The organism is Streptomyces sp. ATCC 21386, from assembly GCF_018728545.1.
GTDB lineage: Bacteria > Actinomycetota > Actinomycetes > Streptomycetales > Streptomycetaceae > Streptomyces.
In genome coordinates this window covers 6,140,554-6,163,033 of sequence record NZ_JAAVVL010000001.1, presented here as the reverse complement: position 1 = coordinate 6,163,033, position 22,480 = coordinate 6,140,554, and the positions used below count along the sequence as shown (strand labels likewise).

General features: G+C 71.4%; 21 protein-coding genes. 13 read left to right on the top strand and 8 right to left on the bottom strand.

The features are described from left to right. Positions 1–134: 134 nt before the first annotated feature. On the top strand, positions 135–2,780 hold the full coding sequence (locus tag GWK25_RS26455; protein WP_308404329.1) for a SpoIIE family protein phosphatase: 2,646 nt from the start codon (positions 135–137) through the stop codon (positions 2,778–2,780). 12 nt (positions 2,781–2,792) lie between these two features. Then, complete coding sequence (locus GWK25_RS26450; protein WP_215453678.1) at positions 2,793–3,296, top strand: metallophosphoesterase; 504 nt, start codon at positions 2,793–2,795, stop codon at positions 3,294–3,296. Positions 3,297–3,317: 21 nt separating this feature from the next. Here the strand turns inward: GWK25_RS26450 and GWK25_RS26445 are convergent, their stop codons facing one another. Next, positions 3,318–4,445 (bottom strand): XdhC/CoxI family protein, encoded by a 1,128-nt coding sequence (locus tag GWK25_RS26445; protein WP_215453675.1) that lies wholly within the window; start codon positions 4,443–4,445, stop codon positions 3,318–3,320. Between the two features lie 272 nt (positions 4,446–4,717). On the opposite strand from GWK25_RS26445, the gene GWK25_RS26440 reads away from it, so the two are divergent. Both GWK25_RS26440 and GWK25_RS26435 read left to right on the top strand, forming a co-directional pair. Next, the gene (locus GWK25_RS26440) at positions 4,718–5,191 is read left to right on the top strand and encodes a hypothetical protein (RefSeq protein WP_215453673.1); all 474 of its coding nucleotides are present in this window, start codon (positions 4,718–4,720) and stop codon (positions 5,189–5,191) included. Positions 5,192–5,263: 72 nt separating this feature from the next. Continuing rightward, entirely contained in the window at positions 5,264–5,764 is a 501-nt protein-coding gene (locus tag GWK25_RS26435; protein WP_215453672.1) for a hypothetical protein, read from the top strand. Positions 5,765–5,836: 72 nt separating this feature from the next. On the opposite strand, the gene GWK25_RS26430 is transcribed toward GWK25_RS26435, so the two are convergent. Both GWK25_RS26430 and GWK25_RS26425 read right to left on the bottom strand, forming a co-directional pair. Further along, positions 5,837–6,400 carry a hypothetical protein gene (locus GWK25_RS26430; RefSeq protein ID WP_215453670.1) on the bottom strand — a complete coding sequence of 188 codons (564 nt, stop codon included), beginning with the start codon at positions 6,398–6,400 and terminating at the stop codon, positions 5,837–5,839. Between the two features lie 73 nt (positions 6,401–6,473). After that, entirely contained in the window at positions 6,474–6,677 is a 204-nt protein-coding gene (locus GWK25_RS26425) for a hypothetical protein (protein ID WP_215453668.1), read from the bottom strand. 325 nt (positions 6,678–7,002) lie between these two features. Between GWK25_RS26425 and GWK25_RS26420 the strand changes: the two genes are divergently transcribed. Continuing rightward, on the top strand, positions 7,003–8,886 hold the full coding sequence (locus tag GWK25_RS26420; protein WP_215453666.1) for a cellulase family glycosylhydrolase: 1,884 nt from the start codon (positions 7,003–7,005) through the stop codon (positions 8,884–8,886). Here GWK25_RS26420 and GWK25_RS26415 read toward each other — a convergent pair. Continuing rightward, positions 8,879–10,144 (bottom strand): YncE family protein, encoded by a 1,266-nt coding sequence (locus GWK25_RS26415; RefSeq protein WP_215453664.1) that lies wholly within the window; start codon positions 10,142–10,144, stop codon positions 8,879–8,881. The two genes, GWK25_RS26420 and GWK25_RS26415, sit on opposite strands and share 8 nt — an antisense overlap. Positions 10,145–10,307: 163 nt before the next feature. On the opposite strand from GWK25_RS26415, the gene GWK25_RS26410 reads away from it, so the two are divergent. Further along, entirely contained in the window at positions 10,308–10,985 is a 678-nt protein-coding gene (locus tag GWK25_RS26410) for a TetR/AcrR family transcriptional regulator (protein ID WP_215453662.1), read from the top strand. A gap of 196 nt (positions 10,986–11,181) precedes the next feature. On the opposite strand, the gene GWK25_RS26405 is transcribed toward GWK25_RS26410, so the two are convergent. Both GWK25_RS26405 and GWK25_RS26400 read right to left on the bottom strand, forming a co-directional pair. Continuing rightward, positions 11,182–12,411 carry a glycosyltransferase gene (locus GWK25_RS26405; protein ID WP_215457595.1) on the bottom strand — a complete coding sequence of 410 codons (1,230 nt, stop codon included), beginning with the start codon at positions 12,409–12,411 and terminating at the stop codon, positions 11,182–11,184. Between the two features lie 135 nt (positions 12,412–12,546). After that, on the bottom strand, positions 12,547–12,912 hold the full coding sequence (locus tag GWK25_RS26400) for a nuclear transport factor 2 family protein (protein WP_215453660.1): 366 nt from the start codon (positions 12,910–12,912) through the stop codon (positions 12,547–12,549). Between the two features lie 211 nt (positions 12,913–13,123). On the opposite strand from GWK25_RS26400, the gene GWK25_RS26395 reads away from it, so the two are divergent. Continuing rightward, positions 13,124–13,420 (top strand): hypothetical protein, encoded by a 297-nt coding sequence (locus GWK25_RS26395; RefSeq protein WP_215453658.1) that lies wholly within the window; start codon positions 13,124–13,126, stop codon positions 13,418–13,420. A 179-nt stretch (positions 13,421–13,599) separates the two neighbouring features. Beyond that, complete coding sequence (locus GWK25_RS26390) at positions 13,600–15,060, top strand: aldehyde dehydrogenase family protein (RefSeq protein WP_215453656.1); 1,461 nt, start codon at positions 13,600–13,602, stop codon at positions 15,058–15,060. Between the two features lie 28 nt (positions 15,061–15,088). On the opposite strand, the gene GWK25_RS26385 is transcribed toward GWK25_RS26390, so the two are convergent. Next, positions 15,089–16,849, bottom strand: coding sequence for an ABC transporter ATP-binding protein (locus GWK25_RS26385; protein ID WP_215453654.1), 1,761 nt, complete (start codon positions 16,847–16,849; stop codon positions 15,089–15,091). A gap of 379 nt (positions 16,850–17,228) precedes the next feature. On the opposite strand from GWK25_RS26385, the gene GWK25_RS26380 reads away from it, so the two are divergent. From GWK25_RS26380 to GWK25_RS26370, 3 genes are all read left to right on the top strand, one after another. Continuing rightward, a complete protein-coding gene (locus tag GWK25_RS26380) occupies positions 17,229–18,317 on the top strand; it encodes an S-(hydroxymethyl)mycothiol dehydrogenase (RefSeq protein WP_215453652.1) in 1,089 nt (362 codons plus the stop codon). Further along, entirely contained in the window at positions 18,317–18,946 is a 630-nt protein-coding gene (locus GWK25_RS26375; RefSeq protein ID WP_215453650.1) for an MBL fold metallo-hydrolase, read from the top strand. Before GWK25_RS26380 ends, GWK25_RS26375 begins: the two co-directional genes overlap by 1 nt. 252 nt (positions 18,947–19,198) lie before the next feature. After that, positions 19,199–20,113 carry an SDR family oxidoreductase gene (locus tag GWK25_RS26370; protein ID WP_215453648.1) on the top strand — a complete coding sequence of 305 codons (915 nt, stop codon included), beginning with the start codon at positions 19,199–19,201 and terminating at the stop codon, positions 20,111–20,113. Here the strand turns inward: GWK25_RS26370 and GWK25_RS26365 are convergent. After that, complete coding sequence (locus GWK25_RS26365) at positions 20,104–20,757, bottom strand: hypothetical protein (RefSeq protein WP_251829045.1); 654 nt, start codon at positions 20,755–20,757, stop codon at positions 20,104–20,106. The genes GWK25_RS26370 and GWK25_RS26365 overlap by 10 nt on opposite strands. Before the next feature lie 478 nt (positions 20,758–21,235). On the opposite strand from GWK25_RS26365, the gene GWK25_RS26360 reads away from it, so the two are divergent. Both GWK25_RS26360 and GWK25_RS43815 read left to right on the top strand, forming a co-directional pair. Then, positions 21,236–21,826 carry an antibiotic biosynthesis monooxygenase gene (locus tag GWK25_RS26360; protein WP_308010920.1) on the top strand — a complete coding sequence of 197 codons (591 nt, stop codon included), beginning with the start codon at positions 21,236–21,238 and terminating at the stop codon, positions 21,824–21,826. Between the two features lie 28 nt (positions 21,827–21,854). Beyond that, on the top strand, positions 21,855–22,480 hold a 626-nt coding region (locus GWK25_RS43815; protein ID WP_308404328.1), incomplete at its 3' end, for an aminodeoxychorismate/anthranilate synthase component II.

Genomic DNA, 22,480 nt, shown 5'->3' with positions numbered 1-22,480 from the left:
ACTGTGCGGAACGCATGCGTAAAGATCTGTTCGGGTTCTTTCGAACCCTGGGAGCCTCCTCGCGGCGGGCCCCCGGCCTCGCTGAACGGTCCCAGGGGCTGCGCGAGCGTGCCGGAAGCGCTGTAATTGCGGACGTGGTCAGTGAGGGCGCTGCGGAACACGGAACGAGGACGCTGCGTGCCGAACTCGCGCTCAAGACGCTCGGCGGCGATCTCGATCCGCACGAGCGGCTGCACGCCATCCTCGAACAGGTGCTCGTGTTCACCAGTGCGACCGTCGCCGCCGTGTACCTCCCGGACGGTGAGGGCGAGGCGCTCTCCCTCACCGCCTCCGCCGGCGTGCCCAGGCGCCTGTACGGGCTCTCCGACACCTATCCGGCCTCGGGCACCGCCCCCGTCGCCGAGACCTGCCGTTCGGGCCGCCCGCGCTGGCTCGTCTCCACCGCCTCGCACCGGAACGCCGACCTGCTCCGGAACGCCGACCTGCACCAGAACGCCGATGTCTCCGAGGGCGCCGGTGTCTCGGAGGGCGCCGACGCCCCTCAAGGCGCCGAGGGCCCTGACCTTCCGGAGGGCGCCGGTGTCCCCAAAGGCCCCGATGTTCCCAAGGGCGCCGATGTCCTCGAAGGCGCCGGTGTCCCCGAGGGCGCCGACGCCCCCCAGAGTGCCGACCTTCCCGAGGACGCCGACCTCCGCCGCGCCCACCCCGAGGGGTTCTCGCTGGGCGTGCTGCCGCTGCGCGAGCGCGGCTGTCTGGTGGCCGTCGGCGACGGCACGGACGCCTTCGACGCCGAGGACCGGCGCTGCCTCGGGCTGCTCGCCGAGGCGGCCGCCGGAGCCACCCCCGCTCCGCCGGCCGGACACGGGGCCTCGTTCGACCTCGCCATGGACAGCGGGCGGGTCGAGGTCGACGACGGCCTGCTGGACCTGTTCGGCATCGGCCGGGACGACTTCGACGGCCGTGTCGAGACCCTGATCGCGCTGACCGTGCCCGAGGACCTGCCGGCGCTGATGTCCGTCGTGGAGGCGGACCACATGTCCATCGGCGACCGCGAGCTGGAGTTCCGCATCCTCCAGCCCTCCGGAGAGCAGAGGTGGCTCAGGCTGCGCGGCCGGATCCTGCCCGGCGGCGAGAACCGGCCCGCCCGCCTCGTCGGCACCGTCGCCGACGCCTCCACCCTGCGCACCGGGCGTGGGGACGTGGCCCGCATCCAGCGTCTCGCCGCCGCCCTCGCCACCGCCGGCACGGTCCGGGACGTCAGCCAGGCCGTGGTGACCGCCCTGCGCAAACCGCTCCTGGCCGACCGGATCGCCCTCGCCGAGCTGGAGGGCGACCGCCTGGTCGTCACCGTCCTCGATCCGCCGCAGCCGGAGGTCTGGCCCGAGGTGTGGCGCTCCGAGTGGCGCTCCGAGTGGCCGGACGCGCCCGTGCGCACCATGCCGACCCTCGCCACCGCGCTGCGCGAGGGACGCGCCGGGATCTGGCCCGCCGGAGCCGATCTGGAGCCCGCCCTCGCCGACGTCGGCCCCGGCGGTCTCGCCGTCCTCCCGCTGCCCGCCGGCGGTCGTATGGCCGGTGCCTGCCTGATCGGCTGGGACAACCCTCACGACTTCGGACCCGAGGAACGTGCCCTGCTCACCGCCGCCTCCGGCCTGGCCGGGCAGGCCCTGATGCGGGCCCACGCCTTCGACGCCGAGCACGAACTCGTCGGCATGCTCCAACGCACCCTGCTCCCGCGTCGGCTGCCCCAGCTGCCCGGCGCGGTGGCCGTCGCCCGGTATCTGCCCACCACCGCCGGTCTGGAGGTCGGCGGCGACTGGTACGACGTGATCCCGCTGCCCGACAACCACGTGGCCCTCGTCATCGGTGACGTCCAGGGCCACAACGCGGGCGCCGCCACCCTGATGGGCCAGATGCGCACCGCGCTGCGCGCGTACGCCGTCGAGGGACACCCGCCGGACGTCGTCGTCTCGCACGCCAATCGGCTCCTCATGGACATGGAGACCGACCTCTTCGCCACCTGCTGCTACGTCGACATCGACATGGAGGAGGGCTCCGCCTGGTACGTCCGCGCCGGGCACATCCCGCCCGTGCTGCGCCACCCGAACGGCAGCACCGAGATCAGTGAAGCCGAGGGCGGCCCGCCGCTCGGTGTCGTGATGCAGGCCGACTTCCCGATGAGCCCTCTGCGGCTGACTCCCGGCACCCTGCTGGCCCTCACCACGGACGGCCTGGTGGAGTCCGCCGACGTCGACGTCGAGGACGGCCTCGACCAGCTCGCCGCCGAACTGTCCGCAGCCGATCCCGCGCACCTCGGCGTGGTCGCCGACACCCTGCTCGGCGGCGCCAACCGTGACGACGACGTGGCCCTGCTCCTCGTCCGCTACGACGGCATGGCCCTGCGCCCCCAGCGCGAGAACTGGAGCGTGTGGCGCGTCCCCCAGGCGGTCGGGCAGGCCCGCCGCTACACCCGGCGCGTCCTGCGCCGCTGGGGCGTCGACTCCATGGCCGACACCGTGCTCCTCGTGGTCTCCGAACTGGTCACCAACGCCCTTGTGCACACCGACGGCCGCGTCCGCCTCGACCTCACCCTGCTCGCCGACCGCCTCCGGGTCTCCGTCGCCGACTCCTCCCCCCGTACCCCGATGAAACCCACCGTCATCGGCTGGGAGGCCACCGGCGGCCGCGGCATCCTCCTCGTCGAGGCCATGTCCTCCGCATGGGGCACGGTCCCCGTCAGCGGCGGGAAGCAGGTGTGGGCGGAGATCCCCATCGAGTGACACGCTGGCCGGGTGCGCCTGCTGCTCCTCTCGGACACCCACCTGCCCAAGCGCGCGAAAGCGCTGCCCGCACCACTCCTCGCCGAACTCCCGCACGCCGACGTGGTCGTGCACGCCGGCGACTGGGTGGACGAGGCCACCCTCGACCTCCTCCAGGCCCGCTCACGGCGGCTGATCGCCGTGTACGGCAACAACGACGGCCCCGCCCTGCGCGCCCGACTCCCCGAGGTGGCCCGCGCCGACCTGGCCGGGCTGCGCCTCGCCGTCGTCCACGAGACCGGCCCCGCCCAGGGCCGCGAACACCGCTGCGCCGCCCGGTTCCCCGACACCGACGTCCTGGTCTTCGGCCACAGTCACATCCCCTGGGACACGACCACCTCCACCGGTCTGCGCCTGCTCAACCCCGGCTCCCCGACCGACCGCCGCCGGCAGCCCCACTGCACCTACATGACGGCGACGGTCGCGGACGGCGCGCTCACGCAGGTGCGCCTGCACCGACTGCCGCCCAGGACCTGAACCGGGGGCGCGCCATGCACCTCACCCGGGCGGCGCCGGCGGATGGATCACCCCGGTCGTCGCCGTCAGCGGCACCCCGCTGCCGCCCCACCTCAGCGCGACGATCTCCGCCGCGACCGACACGGCCACCTCCTCCGGCGTACGGGCGCCGAGGTCCAGGCCCACGGGGGAGCGCAGCCGGGACAGCTCCGCGGTGCCGAGCCCGGCCTCCCGCAGCCGCCGGGCGCGGTCCTCGTGCGTCCGGCGGCTCCCCATCGCCCCGATGTAGGCAGCCGGCCGGCGCAACGCCTCCTCCAGCAGCGGCACGTCGAACTTGGGGTCGTGGGTGAGCACACAGACCACCGTGCGGTCGTCGGTGGCGGTGCCGCGCAGATAGCGGTGCGGCCAGTCGACGACCACCTCCACGGTGGCCGGGAAGCGTTTCGGGGTGGCGAACACCGGACGGGCGTCGCACACGGTGACCCGGTACCCGAGGAAGTCACCGATACGGGCCACGGCCGCCGCGTAGTCGATCGCGCCGAAGACCAGCATGCGGGGCGGCGGCGCGAACGAGTGCAGGAAGACGGTGACCGCGTCCTCACGCCGCTCGCCGTGCGGACCGTAGTGCCGGGTCGCGGTGACTCCCTGAGCCAGCTCCCCGCGCGCGTCTGCGGCCACGGCGGCGTCCAGACCCGCCGTGCCCAGGGTTCCGAGGGTGCCGGGGGTTCCGCGGGCCTCGTCCGGCCACACGGCCAGCGTGGCGCCGCGCCGTCCCGGCCCGTCGGTCACGGTCGCCACCGTCACCGGCTGCCCGGCGCCCACCGTCGCGACGACCCGCCCGAACGAGAGATCCTCGGCCGTCGTCACCCGGCGCACCAGGAGCGTGATCTCCCCGCCGCAGGTCAGCCCGACCGCGAACGCGTCGTCGTCGCTGTACCCGAAGGTCGCCGACCGTGCCTCGCCGGACTCGAGGACCTCCTGGGCCAGCTCGAAGACCGCGCCCTCCACACAGCCGCCGGACACGCTGCCGACGACCTCGTCCCCCGGGCCGACCGCCATGGCCGCCCCCGGACCGCGCGGCGCGCTCCGGCTGACCGCGACGACGGTGGCGAGCGCGAAGGGGGAGCCCGCCGCGTACCACTCGCCGAGCGCCGGCAGGATCTCACGCATCGCCCGCTCCTCTCGCCTTCCCGGCGGTTCCCCCTCCATCCAAGTACGCGGCCCGGCGTACGGCACACCGACAGTCCGCCCCGCCGACCTACGCCGGCCCGAGTGCGTTCGGCCCGTCGCGCGGACGCCCATACGGATGAGGCTCCGCGCCCCTGTTCGGGTGGCCTGTGCCGCCCGCCGCGCCAGGCGCGTTGCCACGCGGGACCCGGATACATGAAATGACCATGCTCCTGAGTCCGAGCACCCACCGTCACACACACCTGGGAGGATGCATGCCCTCTGCCACTGCCCGTGGCGCCGTGACCCTCGGCGTCCTGGCCGCAGCTCTCTCCACGTCGCTCTGCGCACCGGCCGTCGCGGACGTCGGCGACGAGGACGTCGTACGGGTCAAGCTCGTCGGTCACGCCGCGTACGACACGACCGCCGCGCACACCGAGCCGGGCGACAGCTGGACCACCTACCTCCAACTGCACGACCCCAAGGGCAAGTACGTCGGCGACGCCGGCTCGCGCTGCACCCTCGTCGAGGCGGACCACCAGCGGTCCACCGCCCAGTGCACCCGCGTGCTGCGCCTCAAGGGCGGGGAGATCACCCTCAACGACATGATCAGCCGCAAGGGCCAGGAGCCCGTCACGGCCAAGACCTCCATCGCGGGCGGCACGGGCATCTACAACGACGCCGAGGGCGAGGGCTACATCACGTTGGAGCCCCGGCGGATCGTCTTCGACCTCTACGTCGATGACTGACCGGCCCTCTGGCGCCGACGCCACGTCGGCCGTTCTGCCGTCCGAGTGCACCCTGTCCGACCTGGAGGTTCTGTGATCACATCGGCTGTCCGCGGGGTGGTCGTCACCGCCCTCACCAGCACGCTCGTCCTGCTCGCGTCGTCGGCGCAGGCCGAGCAGAAGGACGAGGACAACGACATCGAGAAGGTCGAGCTCGTCGGCGTCAACCGGGTCGCCACCTGGCCGTCCCTGGACGGTGTGGTCGGCAGTACCTGGACCACACCGCTGGACCTGTACACCAAGCAGGTCAAGAAGTCCGGCAAGCCGAAGCTGCGGTACGCCGGTGACGGCGAGTCGGAGTGCGACGTGGTGCAGGCCCGGGCCGAGGCGGTGACCGCCCAGTGCACCCGCGTGCTGCGCCTGAAGAAGGGCACGCTGACCCTCAGCGACATGGTCGACTACCGCCCCCTGCAGCCCGTCACGGCCAAGACCGCCATCGTCGGCGGCACCGGCCACTACCGCTCCGCCTACGGAGACGGCTACATCACGCTGGACGGGCACCGGACCCACATCGTGCTCAACGTCGACGAGTGACGGCGAGCCGGAACGGCACCGGCGCGGGGACGCGCACCACGGCTGCGCACCGGTGCCGTTCGGGCTGCGCCCTCAGTCGTTCACGCCGGAGGTCTTCTCGATGAGGCGGGTGAAGACGATGAGCGCGCCCAGGGCGGGCAGCAGACCGGCCAGCGTCCACAGGACGCAGAAGCCCGCCGACGCGCAGACCGTCATGAGCAGCAGTGTGGGCGCGTCCTCGGAGATCCCGGCCATCAGCAGCAGGAACACGATGGACAGGATCCCCATGCCGATGATCGTGAAGAACGGCCACAGGTAGTTGACGACGGGGAGGAGGCGGGCCTTTCTCGCCTTGCGCAGAAAGGTGTTGTCGCAGGCGCGTGTGATCATCGCCAGGACGGCGAACACGGACCCGATGATGACGCCCACCATGGAGACGGCGACGCCCAGCACCTCGTCCATCGGCAGGTCGTCGTCGTGCCCGATCCAGGCGCCCCCGACACCGCCGAGTGTCGCCGCCAGCGGTTCCCCCCACCACCAGCTCCGCAGGCTCACGTGGACGACCCCCATGAACTCCTTGAAGTATTTGTTCCCCGTGGTGCGTCCCGAGGGCTCCTCCGGGAAGGAGCCGGTGTCGGTCCGCGGTTCTGTGCCCATGCAAGCCCAGCCCGATGGTGGTCCGTCTCGCCGAGCCCCTCACAGACGGCTCGGTCTCTGTCGCGTCACTTCGTCACGGGCCCGGCAGGAGGTCCTCACCACCCCGCTGGAGTTTCTCCGCCTCCACCGCGGCCTCGTACCTGCCCATGTCCCGTATCGCGTCGTACAACGACGCACAGCGCTCGTCGCGCGCTTCCGGGCGCTTCAGTGCGCTCCTCGGGTCGAAGTCGCGCGTGCCTGGCTTGTGTTCGCGGAGCCCGCGAAATGAGCTGTCCACCGCTCGTACCGCCTTTCGGGTAAGCCGGACGGAGTACGGAACAAAAGGCTCAAACTGCGCTCAACCATAGGTCGGTTCCGTCGACAGGGCCCTTCATGGTGACGATCGGGTGAACGTCGGTTGAATTCCCGGAGGGCAAGGTCGGTGGCGTCACCCGTTCGGCCCAGGGGGTCCTTCTGTCGCCGCGCGCGCCCCGAGCGCCCCTGCTTGGTCGCGTGCGGGCAAAGAGTTGGCCGTGACGAGTGAACTCTTCTGCGAAAAAGGGTACTTACTCGTGCGTCAGTTGCTATTGACGGTCCGCCTGCCGATTGGGACGGTAGTGAACATGTCGAATGTGGCGGACATGTCAAGATTGCGCACTCGTCTGCTCGGTGTCCTGATCCTCGTCACCGGCTTCCTGACCACGGCGGGCCCCACCCGGCCCGCCTCCGCTCTCACGGACGAACTCTGGTTCGACGCCCAGGCCGCGGCCACCCTCACGGTCGACGGCGGCACCTTCAAGGACGGTCTCGGCCGCGAGGTCGTCCTGCGCGGCTACAACGTCTCGGGGGAGACGAAACTCAAGGAGAACAACGGTCTGCCCTTCGCCTCGGTCGCCGACGCGAAGAAGTCGGCGACCGCGCTCAGAGCGCTCGGCGGCGGCAACTCCGTCCGTTTCCTGCTCTCCTGGGCCTACGCGGAACCGGTGCGCGGACAGGTGAGCTCCTCCTACCTCTCGGCGGCCACCGCCCAGATGGGCGCGTTCCTGGACGCCGGGATCAAGGTCTACCCCGACTTCCACCAGGACCTCTACTCCCGCTGGCTGTTCGACTCCGACAGTTGGTACACCGGCGACGGCGCCCCCAAGTGGGCCGTCGACCTCGGTGGCTACCCCGACGAGTACTGCGGCATCTGCCCGTTCTGGGGCCAGAACATCACCTCCAACGCGGCCGTCACGGAGGCGACGTACGACTTCTGGCACAACACCCACGGGCTCCAGGACTCCTTCCTGGACACCGCGCAGAAGACCATGAGCTACATGAAGGCGAACCTCACGGCCGCCCAGTTCCAGGGCGTCGTCGGCTTCGACCCGTGGAACGAGCCGCATCCCGGGAAGCTCGACTCCGGGCAGACCAGCCGGACGTGGGAGAAGGACGTCCTGTGGCCGTTCTACGTCAAGTTCCGCGCCCGGATGGACTCGGCGGGCTGGCAGTCCAAGCCGGCGTTCGTCGAGCCGAACCTCTTCTGGAACGCCAACATCGACTTCCAGAGGCAGGAGGGCGGCCTCCTCGACTCGGGCACGATCGGACCGCGCTTCGTCTTCAACACCCACTTCTACGACCAGAAGGCGATCTCCGGCGTCTTCATGTGGGGCAAGGCGGAGAACGGCCAGTACGTGAACGACTTCCAGGCCGTCCGTGACCGCGCCGCCGCCGGCGGCACCACGGCGATCGTCAGCGAGTTCGGGCACCCGCTCAGCGGCTCGGTCTCCGACAAGGCACCCACGGTCTACAAGGCCATGTACCAGGCGCTCGACTCCCGGGTGAAGGGCGTCGACTGGTGGTCGAAGCCGACCGCCTCCGGTCCGGTCCTCTCCGGCTCCCAGTGGCAGTGGGACATCTACTGGGGCCGCCACCACGAGCTGATGAACGACAACCCCGACAAGGTGCAGGTCGAGGGCGACGCCTGGAACGGCGAGGACCTCTCCGCCGTACGGCTCGACGACTCCGGCACGGCCGTGCTCCGCCAGGACGCCCGGATGCTGGACCGGATCTACCCGAGCGCCACCGCGGGCAAGGCGGTCGCCTTCACCTACGAGGACCGCTCGCGCGACGGCTCCACGACGCTGACGTGGAACCCGGTGCCCGGCTCCCTGCCGAACGTCTCCTCGCTCGTCGGCTCCGGCCAGTACTCCCTGCTGGTCTGGCGCTCGGACGGCAGCACCGAGCCGACCGAGCTGCACCTGCCGGCGTCCTTCCCCACCACGTCCACCACGGTGGTGTCCGACCTCGGGGTGACGGCCACGCCGCCGGCGTACACCACCTCCACGCCGATCGCCGCCGCCAGGGAACCCGGTGGCACCGGCAGCCGCCGCCTGCTCCTCACCGCCGCCGACTCGGGCAAGCTGCACTACGCCCTGGTCACCAACGGCGCGACAGCCCCGACCGCGACGCAGCTGAACGCGGCGCGGACGGAGCTGTCGAACTGGCTGACCGCCAGGTTCAGTTAGCGGAAGGTCCGGTCCAGTCGGCGGGCACCTTCGCCACCCGCACCCGCTGGGGGTGGTCGCCGACTGCGACGGACACGGTCTTCTTCCCGGTGGCGAAGTCGATCGCCGTGACCTGGTCGGCGCCGCTCTCGGAGACCACACAGGACTTGCCGTCACCGCTGACGGTCGACCAGTACGGCTTGGAGACGGGGACCAGCGGGCCCTCCTGGAGGGTCGCGCGGTCCACGACGGTCGCGTAGTCGTCCATCGTGCCCGCGATGCACAGCTTGCTGCCGTCCGGCTTCATGGTCAGACCGTGGTGGCGGGAGTCGTTGACGAAGGTGGTGCGGTCGTCGCTGACCCCGGGGGACTTCGGCAGGGTCTTGGTGCGGGTGATCTTGTCCGTGGCGATGTCGTACTCGAAGAAGCCGTTGAAGAACGACACCTGGAAGTACAGCTTCGTCTCGTCGGGCGAGAACGCGGCGGGCCGGACGGCGTCCGAGTAGTCGTTCAGCCCGATGGCGTTGAGACGTTCGCGCATGTCGATCACCTTCACCTGCTGGAAGGTGTTCGCGTCGGCGATCGTGATCTTCCGGTCGCCCTTCGTCCAGTCCAGCCAGGGCGCGTCGGTCTGGGTGTTCACATCGCCGATCGCCATGTTCCAGATGTACTTGCCGTCCTTGGTGAAGATGTTCTCGTGCGGCTTGTCGCCGGTCTTGAACGAACCGACCTGCTTGCCGGTGACGATGTCCAGGACGTGCACGGTGTTCCCCGTCGACGCGGACACCGCGACGCGCTTGCCGTCGGGGGAGACCGCCATGTGGTCGGCGCGGTAACCGGACACCGCGAAGCGCCAGTTGATGGCACCGGTCCTGATGTCGATGGAGACCACGTCGGCGAAGCTCGGCCGGGAGACCACCATGGAGGAGCCGTCCGGTGTGGAGTACATGTCGTCCACGAACTGGTCGTGGCCCTCGCCCACGCTGTTGCGGATCGTCATGAACGCGATCCACCGGATCGGATCGGCGTTGATCTCCGCCATCCGCGCGTTCTTGTCGGGGATGACGTTGACCCGGCCGATCTTCGCGAAGTCGCCGGAGGCCTTGATGACGTCCGCGGTGCCCTCCCAGTTGTTGCCCACGAACATCACCTCCCGCAGGTCGGCGGCGGCACTCGCCGGGGTCGCGGTCGCCGCGGCGGAGGCGGTCAGCGCGAGCGCGACGGCGACGGCACCGAGGTGCCGGCTTCTGCGACTACGGGGGGTGGGGGAGAGGGGCATGTCGGATCCTCCTGCGCGGGCGGAGTCTGAACAGAGCAGTTTTCAGAGAAGACTTACTGGAAAGTAAGGAACGGTCCCGCTTCACCACAAGACCAGGGACACGACAAAATCGAGCGACGGCGGCATCGGCCGTCGTACGGTGAGTCCGTCGGAAGGGAGATACGTGTCGGGCAGGCTCAAACAGCCCACCGGCCGTTACGGGGGCAGATCCGCGGCGGAGCGCCGGGCCGAGCGCCGGGACCGCTTCCTCGACGCGGGGTTGCAGCTCTTCGGCGACAGCCCCGGCTTCCGGGGGACCACGATCGCGGCGCTGAGCGAGGCCGCCGGGTTGTCGACCCGCCAGTTCTACGAGGAGTTCCACTCCCTGGAGGACGTGCTCGCCGCCCTCCACCTGCGGGTCAACGACTGGGCCGAGGAGGCCGCGCTCACCGGGCTCGCCACGGCTCAGGGGCGGCCGATCGCCGAGCGGGCCACCGCGGCGTTCCTCGCGTACGCCGCCAATGTCACCGGCGACCCGCGCCGGCTGCGCATCACCTTCACCGAGATCATCGGCGTCAGTCCCCGGCTGGAGCGCCAGCGCCTCGAACGCCGCGCCCGCTGGATCGACTTCATCTGCGCCGAGGCCGACGCCGCGGCGGAGCGCGGCGAGGCCGTCCACCGCGACTACCGCATCGCCGCCGCCGCGTTCATCGGCAGCGTCAACGGCCTCCTCCATGACTGGCAGGCCGGCTGGGTCGACGCCCCCCTCGACGTGGTCGTCGACGAACTGGTCCGCCTGCTGCTGGGGATACTCCGCCCGCCGGGCTGGCGACCGGAGGAGGGTGCAGGGGTGGAGCGGTAGGGGGCGGGGCGGCAGGGTGGTACTTCGGGCGCGGGTCCGTGGGGCCTTCCGCGCAGTTCCCCGCGCCCCTGAAAAGCAGGGGCTGCGCCCCGTGCTTTTCACGCCCGCGGAGCCGTCGCCCTTCATGCCCGCGGAGCCGTCGCCCTTCATGCCCGCGGAGCCGTCGCCTCTCAGGCCGGCAGGCCTCCTCGCATGGTCAACCCGCCAGGCTGTTCACCGCGGTCAGGACCGGGGCCACTCCGTCCTCCCTGCGCAGTTCGGCGGCCAGGGCCTGGGCGCGGTGGGCGTACGACGGGTCGCCGGTCGCCCGGCGCAGGGCGGCCGTCAGGGCGGTGGCGGTGAAGCCCCGCAGGGGGACGGCCCCCGGCGACACCCCGAGGGCGACCAGGCGGGCCGCCCAGAAACCCTCGTCGAACTGCACCGGGACCGGCACGGCCGGGACCCCGGCGCGCAGGCCTGCCCCTGTCGTGCCCGCGCCCGCGTGGTGCACGACGGCCGCCGTCCTCGGGAAGAGCAGCGAGTGCGGCACCTCGCCCACGGTGAACATGTCGTCGCCCTCCCCGCGCAGTTCGCCCCAGCCGCGCTGGATCACCCCGCGCAGCCCGGCCGCCCGCAGGGCCCGTACGACCTCGCCGCTCATCCGCTCGGGATCGGGCACGGTGGCGCTGCCCAGGCCCACGAAGACCGGGGGCGGACCGGAGTCGAGGAAGTCCAGCAGCGGGGCGGGCAGTCGGTCCTCGCGGTCGTAGGGCCACCAGTAGCCGGTGACGTCCAGCCCCGCCCGCCAGTCGCCGGGGCGTGGCACCACCCGGGGGCTGAAGCCGTGGAACACCGGCCGGTCCGGCCGCTCCCGGGCGCGCCGCGCCGCCGTACGGCCGGCGGGCGCGAGCCCGTACTCGGCGCGCAGCCTGCGCACCTCGTCCTTGAAGATCCACTCGACGGCCGTGTTCACCGCGTGCCCCGCGGCCCGGTTTCCTAGCGGACCCCAGGAGCGCACGCCGGTCATCGGGGGCGCGAACTCCCGTGTCGGCGCCAGGGGTTGGAGGTTGACGCCCAGGCTGGGGATCGACAGGCCCTGGGCGATGGTGTGGCCGAGGGGCGCGAGGGTGCCCGCCAGCAGCAGGGCGTCACTGGCGCGGGCGGCGGCCACCAGATCACCGGCCATCCGCCCGACCAGACTCCGGGCCATCTCCGCCGCCCGGTACAGCTTCCCGGCGCCCGTGGAACTGCGGTGCAGGCCCTGCCCGCGCTCCGACTCCAGCTCTGCCCGCGGATCCACGGGCAGTGCGTGGAAGGTGACCCCCGAGCCCGCCACCAGCGGTTCGAAACGGGTGTGGGTCACCAGCGTGACCTCGTGCCCCGCCCGTACCAGCCCGTGCCCGAGCCCGGTGTACGGCGCCACGTCGCCCCGGGAACCAGCCGTCATGATCGCTACACGCACGCCGGCCAGTATGGCGGCGCGACCACGCCGAGTCAGGGGGAGCGCGGCGGGATGACCCGAAAGAGCCCCTGCGCCCGGCCCGTTCGACGACGGAGCGGCCCGCTCGTCCCGGCCTTCCGGCTATTCGTCCCAGGCCTGGATCATCGTGTGGTCGACGATCTTCCCGTCCTTCAGGGAGATCATCGAACTCGCCAGGACCCGCACCCCGTCGGGGTATTCGCAGGACTCGGTGAACGCGACCTGGTCGCCCTGGACCAGGCACTGCTCGACCTTGTGCGTCATCTCCCGGCTGCACACGTCGTCGAACATCGCGCCGATCTCGGACCGGCCGTGCAGGACCTTGGGATGGCTGGGCTGGGTGTTGCGGTCCACGACGCGCAGCTCGGCGTCTTCCGCGTAGAGCGACGTCAAAGTCGCCGCGTTCGCTTCCTCCGTGCCCCTGCGCAGCGCTTCGACGTCGAAGGCGGGGCTGGTCGAGGTGCCCATGGATGACCTCCTTCGAAGGCCGTGGCCCGGCACGGGTCAGCGGGCCGCGAACGGCCTCTCCCCCTGAGGCTCCTCCGCCCGGCGCGACACGGCAAGCGCAGGCGTGAGCGCGGGCGTGCGCCGCGCGGGGGGACCACGCCGCACGTCCCCGGGATGCGCCTCACGGGTGAGCGGCCGTGACCGGTGGGGGCCGGGGGCCGTTGCTGAGGGCATGATCTCAACTCGACGTATCGTCGCCGCCGTGGGTCTCGCCGTCGGTGTGACGGGCCTGGCCGCACCGATGGCGAACGCGGACGCCGTCGCGGAAGCGACCCAGCTCAACCCGATGACCACGCTGGACTCGCTCGCCGTCAGCGACCTGCCCGAGGAGCACCGGGCGGCCCTGCCGCGTCCCTCGCAGCAGCTCAAGAGCCTCGACCAGGTGCACGAGCTGAACCGGCTGAACGAACTGCACCAGGTCACCGACCTGGCCGCGCCCGCCCTCGGCCTGCTGGGCGCCATCGAGTAGCCGGTCGGGCACGGACCGGGAGCCCCGCCGCGGACGTCGTGGTGGGGCTCTTGACATGCCCGGGGACCGGGCAGAGGATCACGGAATAGTAACGTAATTGAATTTCGCACTACGGACGCTCCCGACCGATCATGCTCGATCACGTACCGTCGTCGACACGTACCCCCGAGGAAGCCGCAATGGCCATCACCCGTGACCTTCTGATCGGCGGCAAGGACGTGCCCGCCACGTCCGGCCGCACCGCCGATGACCTCGACCCGTACACGGGGGAGGTGTACGCGACGGTCGCGGCGGCCGGGCCGGAGGACGTCCGGCGGGCCGTGGACGCCGCCGACGCCGCCTTCGAGGAGTGGGCCGCGCTCGCTCCCTTCGCGCGACGGGCGATCTTCTTCAAGGCGGCCGAACTGCTGGAGGGCCGGGGCGACCAGGTCGCCGACATCATGGCCCGGGAGGTGGGCGGCACCCGGCCGTGGGCCTTCTTCAACGTGGCGCTCGCGGCGAACATCCTGCGTGAGGCGGCGGCCGCGATCACCGCTCCGCGCGGCGAGGTCCTCAGCAGCCAGAAGGAGGGCGCGCTCGGCCTCGCGCTGCGCGAACCGCTGGGCGTGGTGGCCGCGTTCGCGCCGTGGAACGCGCCCGTCATCCTCGGTGTGCGGGCCGTGGCGGCGCCGCTGGCCGCCGGTAACACGGTCGTCGTCAAGCCCAGCGAGGACGCGCCGATCGCCTGCGGTCTGCTGGTCGCGGACGTGTTCCGCGAGGCGGGCCTCCCCGACGGTGTGCTCAACGTGGTCACCAACGCCCCCGAGGACGCCGCGGAGATCGCCGAGGCGCTGATCTCCGACGAGCGGGTGCGCGCGATGAACTTCACCGGCTCCACCGGCGTCGGCCGGATCATCGGCGAGCACGCGGCCCGCCATCTCAAGCCCGCCGTGCTGGAGTTGGGCGGCAAGAACTCCGTGATCGTGCTCGACGACGCCGATGTGGACTACGCCGTCGACGCCGTCACCTTCAGCGTCTTCATGAACGCCGGGCAGATCTGCATGTCCGGCGACCGCATCCTCGTCCACGAGTCGCTGGCCGAGGAGTTCGCGCAGAAGTTCACCGCCAAGGTCGCCGGTCTCCAGGCCGGGGACCCCAACCACCCGCACACCGTGGTCGGCCCGCTGGTCAGCGCCGACGCCGCCCAGCGGATCGCCGCCCTGGTCAAGGACGCCGTGGCCAAGGGCGCCACGGTGCTCACCGGGGGCGGGCAGCCCGAGGGCGCGGTGCACCCGGCGACCGTCCTCACCGACGTCCCCGAGGACGCCGACCTCTACTACCAGGAGTCCTTCGGCCCGCTCTGCGTCGTGCGGTCGTTCGCCGACGACGCGGACGCCGTGGCCGTCGCCAACGACACCGACAACGGTCTGAGCTGCGGCATCATCACCGAGAACGCCAGCCACGGTCTGGCCGTCGCGCGCCGGATCCGTACCGGCATCGTGCACGTGAACGACCAGTCGGTGGCGGACGAGCCGATGGCCCCCTTCGGCGGGGTCAAGGCCTCCGGCTACGGGCGCTTCGGCGGCCGCTGGGGCATCGAGGCGTTCTCCAACACCCGCTGGGTGACCATCGCCGGCCAGCAGTCGCACTTCCCCTTCTGACCCCGCTCGCCGGCCGGCAAGGCCCCGGCTAACCGGACGTCGCGAGGAACTGCGTGGCCGCCAGCTCCGCGTACAGCGGGTCGGCGGCCACGAGTTCACGGTGGGTGCCGACCGCGCGGACCCGGCCCGCGTCCATGACCACGATGCGGTCGGCCATCGTCACCGTGGACAGCCGATGGGCCACCACCAGCACCGTCGTCGTACGGGCCACGTCGGCGACCGTGTCCCGCAGCGCCGCCTCGTTCACCGCGTCCAGCTGGCTCGTCGCCTCGTCGAGCAGCAGCAGCCGGGGTCGGCGCAGCAGGGCCCGCGCGATGGCGACCCGCTGACGCTCACCGCCGGAGAGCTTGGTGCCCCGGTGCCCGACCAGGGTCTCCAGGCCCTGCGGGAGCCTGGCGACCAGCCCGTCCAGCCTGGTCGTCTTCAGCACCCGGCCGACATCGCCCTCGTCGGCCTGCGGGTTGCCCAGGAGCAGGTTGTCCCGCAACGTCCCCGACAGCACGGGCGCGTCCTGTTCGACGTACCCGATCGCGGACCGCAGCCGGGCCAGTTCCCACTCGGCGACGTCGCGGCCGTCGACCGTGATGACGCCCGCCTCCGGGTCGTAGAACCGCTCGATCAGCGAGAACACCGTCGTCTTGCCCGCGCCCGACGGGCCGACGAACGCCGTCATGCCCCGCGCGGGGACCTCGAAGGTCACCCCGTGGTGGACGTACGGCAGGTCGTCGGCGTACCGGAAACGGACCTCGTCGAAGGCGAGCGCGGCGGGCTCCGCGTCCGGGGACGGCAGCGGGGCCGCCTCGCCGGCCGGTTCGGCGGGCAGCCGCAGCGCCTCCTGGATGCGCGCGAGCGCGGCGGCACCGGTCTGGTACTGCGTGATCGCGCCCACGACCTGCTGGATCGGCGACATCAGATAGAAGACGTACAGCAGGAAAGCCACCAGCGTGCCCACGTCGATCGCGCCGGTCGCGACCCGCGCGCCGCCCACCGCCAGCACGGTGATGAAGGCGATCTGCATGGCGAGCCCGGCCGTGTTCCCGGCGGCCGCCGACCACTTGGCGGCGCGCACGCTCTGCCGCCACGACTCCTCGGCCGCCGCGTGGACCGTCTCCTCCTCGCGGTGCTCGGCGCCGGACGCCTTCACCGTGCGCAGTGCGCCGAGGATCCGCTCCAGCGAGGCGCCCATCGCGCCGACCGCGTCCTGCGCGGCCCTGCTCGCCCGGTTGATGCGCGGCACGATCACCCCGAACACCACGCCCGCGCCCACGATCACGCCCAGCGTCACGACCAGCAGCACCGGGTCCACCAGACCCATCAGCACCACCGTCGCCACGAGGGTGAGTCCGCCGGTGCCGAGGCCCACCAGGGTGTCGGTGGTGACCTCGCGCAGCAGAGTGGTGTCGGAGGTGATCCGCGCCATCAGATCGCCCGGCTCGCTGCGGTCCACCGCGGTGATCCGCAGCCGCAGCAGATACGACGACAGGGCTCGCCGCGCGCCGAGCACCACCGACTCGGCGGTGCGCCGCAACACGTACGAACCCACCGCGCCCACGGCCGCGTTGGTGACGACCAGCACGGACATGAGGACCAGCGCCCAGGTGATCGTCCGGTCGTGCGACAGGTCGTCGATCAGCTCGCGGGCCACCAGCGGCAGGGCGAGGCCGGTGGCTCCGGTGACGAGGGACAGCACCGCGCCCAGCAGCAGGGTCCAACGATGGGGCCGTACATAGCCGAGCAGCAGCCGCCAGGTGGGTGGCTGCCGCTCGGCGGTGGTCTCAGGGGTGCTCACGAGGCTCCTCGGCAGGTCGGTCGGGGAGTGGGGACCGGGGCGCGGAGCTTCAGCCTACGTCGGGGGTGAGGAGCACCGGGAACGACTTTCAACTGCCCGGCAGCAGCTCCCGGTCCGGGGTGACGGTGAGCACGGCCGACGGTGACGGTGAGCACGGCCGACGGGGTGGCGGCGCCCGGTTCGGCGGCGGACCGCAGAGGCTCCGGGCGGTGACCGGGCGAGGCGGGTGGGCTGCCGCTCGGCGGTGGTCCGGTGACCGGGCGAGGCGCCGTTTTCCGGCCACGGCTCCGGCCGCACGGCAGGCCCTACTGGCTGGTCAGTCCGTAGGGTGATCGTGGGCGGGCGACCGCCCTCTCACGGATCGACGGAAAGGTTCACCATGGCGCAGGAAGTACGCGGCGTGATCGCACCCGGCAGGAACGAGCCGGTGCGGATCGAGACGATCGTGGTGCCCGACCCGGGGCCGGGGGAGGCCGTGGTGAAGGTTCAGGCGTGCGGGGTGTGCCACACCGACCTGCACTACAAGCAGGGGGGCATCAGCGACGACTTCCCCTTCCTGCTCGGTCATGAGGCGGCCGGTGTGGTGGAGTCGGTGGGTGAGGGGGTCACGGATGTCGCGCCCGGTGATTTCGTCATCCTCAACTGGCGTGCGGTGTGCGGCAGTTGCCGGGCCTGTCGGCGCGGTCGGCCCTGGTACTGCTTCGCCACCCACAACGCGAAGCAGAAGATGACCCTCGCCTCCACCGGTCAGGAGCTCTCGCCCGCCCTCGGGATCGGCGCCTTCGCGGAGAAGACGCTGGTCGCCGCGGGCCAGTGCACCAAGGTCGACCCGGCCGCCGCCCCGGCGGTCGCCGGACTGCTGGGCTGCGGGGTGATGGCGGGCATCGGTGCCGCGATCAACACCGGCAACGTGGGTCGCGGGGACAGCGTCGCCGTCATCGGCTGCGGCGGCGTCGGGGACGCGGCCATCGCCGGGTCCCGGCTGGCCGGCGCCGAGAAGATCATCGCCGTCGACATCGACGACCGGAAACTGACCACCGCCAAGAGCATCGGCGCCACCCACACGGTCAACTCCAAGGACACCGACCCCGTCGAGGCGATCCGTGAACTGACCGGTGGTTTCGGCGCGGACGTCGTCATCGAGGCGGTCGGCCGCCCCGAGACCTACCGGCAGGCCTTCTACGCCCGCGACCTGGCCGGCACGGTCGTCCTCGTCGGCGTACCCACCCCGGAGATGAAGCTCGAACTGCCCCTCCTCGACGTCTTCGGCCGCGGTGGCGCCCTGAAGTCCTCCTGGTACGGCGACTGTCTGCCCGACCGCGACTTCCCCATGCTGATCAACCTCTACCTCCAGGGCCGCCTGGACCTGGACGCGTTCGTCACGGAGACCATCGGCCTCGACGACGTGGAGAAGGCCTTCGAGCGGATGCACGGCGGCGACGTCCTGCGATCGGTGGTGACGCTCTGATGGCCGCCCGTATCGAACACCTCGTCACCTCGGGCCAGTTCAGCCTCGACGGCGGTACCTGGGACGTCGACAACAACGTGTGGCTCGTCGGCGACGACCACGAGGTGATCGTCATCGACGCCGCCCACGACGCCGACGCCATCGCGAAGGCCGTGGGCGACCGCCGACTGGCGGCCATCGTCTGCACCCACGCCCACAACGACCACATCGACGCCGCCCCCGCCCTCGCCGAGCGCACCGGCGCGCCGATCTGGCTCCACCCCGACGACCTGCCGCTGTGGAAGCAGACCCACCCGGACCGGCTGCCCGACCACTGGCTGGCCGACGGACAGGTCATCGAGGCCGCCGGCGCCGACCTGACCGTTCTGCACACCCCCGGCCACGCCCCGGGCGCCGTCTGCCTCTACGACCCCGGCCTCGGCACGGTCTTCACCGGCGACACCCTCTTCTCCGGCGGTCCCGGCGCCACCGGCCGTTCCTACTCCCACTTCCCGACGATCATCGACTCGATCCGTGACCGCCTCCTCGCCCTCCCGCCCGACACGGTCGTGCGCACGGGCCACGGCGACACGACGACGATCGGAGCGGAGGCCCCGCACCTCCAGGAGTGGATCGCCCGCGGTCACTGACGGCCGCCCGGGGCCCGGCTGCCGAGAAGGCATGGCAGCCGGGCCCCGCCATGAGCGCCCGACAGGGACGCGGGGAACCGCGCGACGAGCCCCGACGACCCCGCAGCCGCCCGATCACCCCCTCGGCCGAGCCATGGAGTCCCACGGAAAACCCGACAGAAGATGTCCGGCTTCCACGACACCCTCGTGTCGACGACGCCGGACCACCCCCGGCGTCGGCCAAGGTGTACCCGTACGCAATGGAGGTCGAGGATGTCGAAGCCGCTGGACGGCAAGGTCGCACTGGTCGCGGGAGCCACCCGCGGAGCGGGCCGGGGGATCGCCGTGGAACTGGGGGCGGCCGGAGCCACGGTCTATGTGACAGGGCGCTCCACACGGGAGCGGCGCTCCGAGTACGACCGCCCGGAGACCCTGGAGGACACCGCCGACCTGGTCACCGAGGCGGGCGGCCACGGCATCGCCGTACCCACCGACCATCTCGAACCGGAACAGGTCCGCTCCCTCGTCGACCGGATCGCCGAGGAGCAGGGCCGGCTGGACGTCCTCGTCAACGACGTCTGGGGCGGCGAGAAGCTCTTCGAATGGGAGAGTCCGGTCTGGGAGCACGATCTCGACAACGGGCTGCGGCTGCTGCGTCTCGCCGTCGAGACCCATGCCATCACGAGCCACTTCGCCCTGCCGCTGCTGCTGCGCAACCCCGGCGGCCTGGTCGTGGAGATGACCGACGGGACGGCCGAGTACAACGGGTCCAACTACCGGGCCACCTTCTTCTACGACCTCGCCAAGTCGTCCGTCCTGCGCATGGCGTTCGGCCTCGGCCATGAGCTGGGGCCGCGCGGCGCCACCGCCGTGGCCCTCACCCCCGGCTGGCTCCGCTCGGAGATGATGCTCGACGGTTTCGGGGTCACCGAGGAGAACTGGCGGGACGCCCTGGAGCGCGTCCCCCACTTCGCCATCTCCGAGACCCCCCGCTTCGTCGGCCGGGCCGTCGCCGCGCTCGCCGCCGACCCGGAGGTCGCCCGCTTCAACGGGCAGTCCCTCTCCAGCGGTTCCCTCGCCCGGACCTACGGCTTCACCGACCTCGACGGCAGCCGGCCGGACGCCTGGCGCTACATCGTCGAGGTCCAGGACGCGGGCAAGCCGGCGGACACCACCGGCTACCGCTGACCCTCGTCACCGGGACCCGGCCGGGCCCCGTCACCGGCACCCTGCCGGGCCTCGTCACCGGTATCGGGTCGACCCCCGACGCGCTGATTCAGCCGGACACCGTCGCCGTAATGAGGCGGCGGGGACGGCAGCTGCCAGTGCGCCGCGTGGCCGGGCGGGAGCGCCAGGTCCTCCCGCACGGCGACGTAGTAGGCCTCCCGCCCGGCGCGCTGCCGCTCCAGCAGCACCTGCCAGGCCGCCGGGTCACGGGTCCCGGCACGCAGGAACTCCTCCATCCTCATCACCGTGACGACCCAGGCACGGGCCTTCTCCACCACCTCGGGGCTGCCGAGGAGCAGCAGTGCCTCGCCGGAGGGATCCCGGGCGACCGTCGCCTCCGCCATCAGGGGCGCGGCCTCCTCCGGTGACAGGGGGTGAGGATGGGGGTCGTTGCCGAGATGGGAGGCGACCCGGTAGGTCAGGGTGATGGACTGCTTCAGGGCCCGCGCCCAGTCGGCGTAGACCGAGAGCCGTCGCTCCTCCCAACGGGTCTCCCGCTCGCGCCGGAACCGCACCTGCTCGCCCCGCATCACCACGAGGTACGAGCCGAGTGCACCGATCACCACGCCGAGCAGGGCCGGGAGCTGCTGGATGAAAGTCGACATGATCAGACCGTATCCGGGACGAAGATCGCGGGGCATCCGTCCCGGTCACGCGTGACCGCTACGGGCGGCTGTGTCGAAGTCGGCCGAGTCGACGGTCCCGGCGTCGGCCCCGACGATCCCCGGCCGCCCGTCCAGCGCCTCGGCGACGCCACTGCGCGCCCAGTCCGAACAACTCCCGCTGCCACCCCAGGGTCCGGAGTTCCAAGGCGCGACGGGGAGCGGAGCGAGGTCCCGGTCCACTCGCGATGTACCGGCTTCCTCCCTTTCCGGTAATTCCCGGGAGACTGTCGGCGAATGATGCGCCTATTCCCGCTAATCCGGCAAGCGCTTCCGTGAATTCCCTGAAGTTACTCCCGCGTACCCCGCGACAGAAGCCGCCAAGACATCTGAAAGACCGTCATAGGAGCATGATACGGACACTGTCGAAAATCTTCGTTGATGCTTGAACGGTGCCCGTGTTCTTTGCGTATTCGACGGCGTGAGCAGGAATCCCGTTACCGTCACCGTCGCATACCAGGTGGTGCCGGGGCGCGAGGCCGACTTCCACTCCTGGGGGTGGGCCGCGCTGCGTAGGAGTGCGCAGCAGCCGGGTTTTCTGGGGGGTGGCGTACTGGTCGACGGAGAGGCTGATTGGCATGTGGTCTACCGCTTCGACAGCGAGGACTCTGTCCGGACCTGGGAGAACTCCGTGGTCTGGGCACAGTTGTCGGCCGGAGCCGACCCGTTGGCGCAGGAGACGGGTCGGCGGAGCATCGTGGGTTCCAGGGCCTGGTTCGACTCCCAGACCGCGCGGGCCCCGACACCGGCCGGCCCTCCGGGGCCACCCCCGAAATGGAAACTCTGGTTGGTGAATTCCGGGGCGGTCTTCCCGCCCGTGTTCTTGTTCAACCAGGCGATACTTCCCTATCTCAACGACCTGAATCCGCTTTTCCGTACACTTCTGCTGTGTCTGACCGTGGCAGCCATCGTCACCTGGATTCTCATGCCGAGACTCCAGAGATTCCTGAAGAAATGGCTGTATCCGCCGTTGCAGGCGTTGCGCGGTCGGCACAAACGACGGACCGCCTAGGTCCGAGAACGAAGAGGGGGGTGGGCGGGTGAAGACCCTGCTCATCGACAATTACGACTCGTACACGTACAACCTGTTCCAGCTGATCGCCGAGGTCAACGGCGAGGAACCGGTGGTCGTGCTCAACGACGCCTCGGCCGACGACATTCCGGCGTTGGGGGAATTCGACAACGTGGTGGTGTCGCCGGGACCCGGCCACCCCGCACGAGCGCGTGACTTCGGTATCGCCGCCCGGGTGATCGCCGAGGCCGAGATCCCCGTCCTCGGCGTCTGCCTGGGTCACCAGGGCATCGCCGTGGGGGAGAGAGCCGATGTCGAGCCCGCGCCGTGGCCCCGCCACGGCCACCTGTCCACGGTCCGGCACGACGGCCGCGACCTGTTCCGGGGCCTGCCGCAGAACTTCACGGTCGTCCGCTACCACTCGCTGTCCGTGCGCGAGCCGCTGCCGCCGGCCCTGGAGGCGACCGCCTGGTCCGAGGACGGCGTCCTCATGGGGCTGCGGCACCGCGAACGGCCGCTGTGGGGCGTCCAGTTCCACCCCGAGTCGATCCTCACCGACCACGGCCACCGGCTGCTGGCGAACTTCCGCGACCTCACGGCGGAACGTGCGGGCAGCCCCCGTACCAAGAACACGGCGGTCGCCCCCGCCCCCGG

Excerpts from the sequence above, each read along its gene's own strand:
- GWK25_RS26445 (WP_215453675.1), bottom strand. The coding sequence starts at position 4,445 with ATGCGTGAGATCCTGCCGGCGCTCGGCGAGTGGTACGCGGCGGGCTCC.
- GWK25_RS26440 (WP_215453673.1), top strand. The coding sequence starts at position 4,718 with ATGCCCTCTGCCACTGCCCGTGGCGCCGTGACCCTCGGCGTCCTGGCC.
- GWK25_RS26430 (WP_215453670.1), bottom strand. The coding sequence starts at position 6,400 with ATGGGCACAGAACCGCGGACCGACACCGGCTCCTTCCCGGAGGAGCCC.
- GWK25_RS26420 (WP_215453666.1), top strand. The coding sequence starts at position 7,003 with ATGTCGAATGTGGCGGACATGTCAAGATTGCGCACTCGTCTGCTCGGT.
- GWK25_RS26415 (WP_215453664.1), bottom strand. The coding sequence starts at position 10,144 with ATGCCCCTCTCCCCCACCCCCCGTAGTCGCAGAAGCCGGCACCTCGGT.
- GWK25_RS26405 (WP_215457595.1), bottom strand. The coding sequence starts at position 12,411 with ATGACGGCTGGTTCCCGGGGCGACGTGGCGCCGTACACCGGGCTCGGG.
- GWK25_RS26400 (WP_215453660.1), bottom strand. The coding sequence starts at position 12,912 with ATGGGCACCTCGACCAGCCCCGCCTTCGACGTCGAAGCGCTGCGCAGG.
- GWK25_RS26395 (WP_215453658.1), top strand. The coding sequence starts at position 13,124 with ATGATCTCAACTCGACGTATCGTCGCCGCCGTGGGTCTCGCCGTCGGT.
- GWK25_RS26390 (WP_215453656.1), top strand. The coding sequence starts at position 13,600 with ATGGCCATCACCCGTGACCTTCTGATCGGCGGCAAGGACGTGCCCGCC.
- GWK25_RS26380 (WP_215453652.1), top strand. The coding sequence starts at position 17,229 with ATGGCGCAGGAAGTACGCGGCGTGATCGCACCCGGCAGGAACGAGCCG.
- GWK25_RS26375 (WP_215453650.1), top strand. The coding sequence starts at position 18,317 with ATGGCCGCCCGTATCGAACACCTCGTCACCTCGGGCCAGTTCAGCCTC.
- GWK25_RS26370 (WP_215453648.1), top strand. The coding sequence starts at position 19,199 with ATGTCGAAGCCGCTGGACGGCAAGGTCGCACTGGTCGCGGGAGCCACC.
- GWK25_RS26365 (WP_251829045.1), bottom strand. The coding sequence starts at position 20,757 with ATGTCGACTTTCATCCAGCAGCTCCCGGCCCTGCTCGGCGTGGTGATC.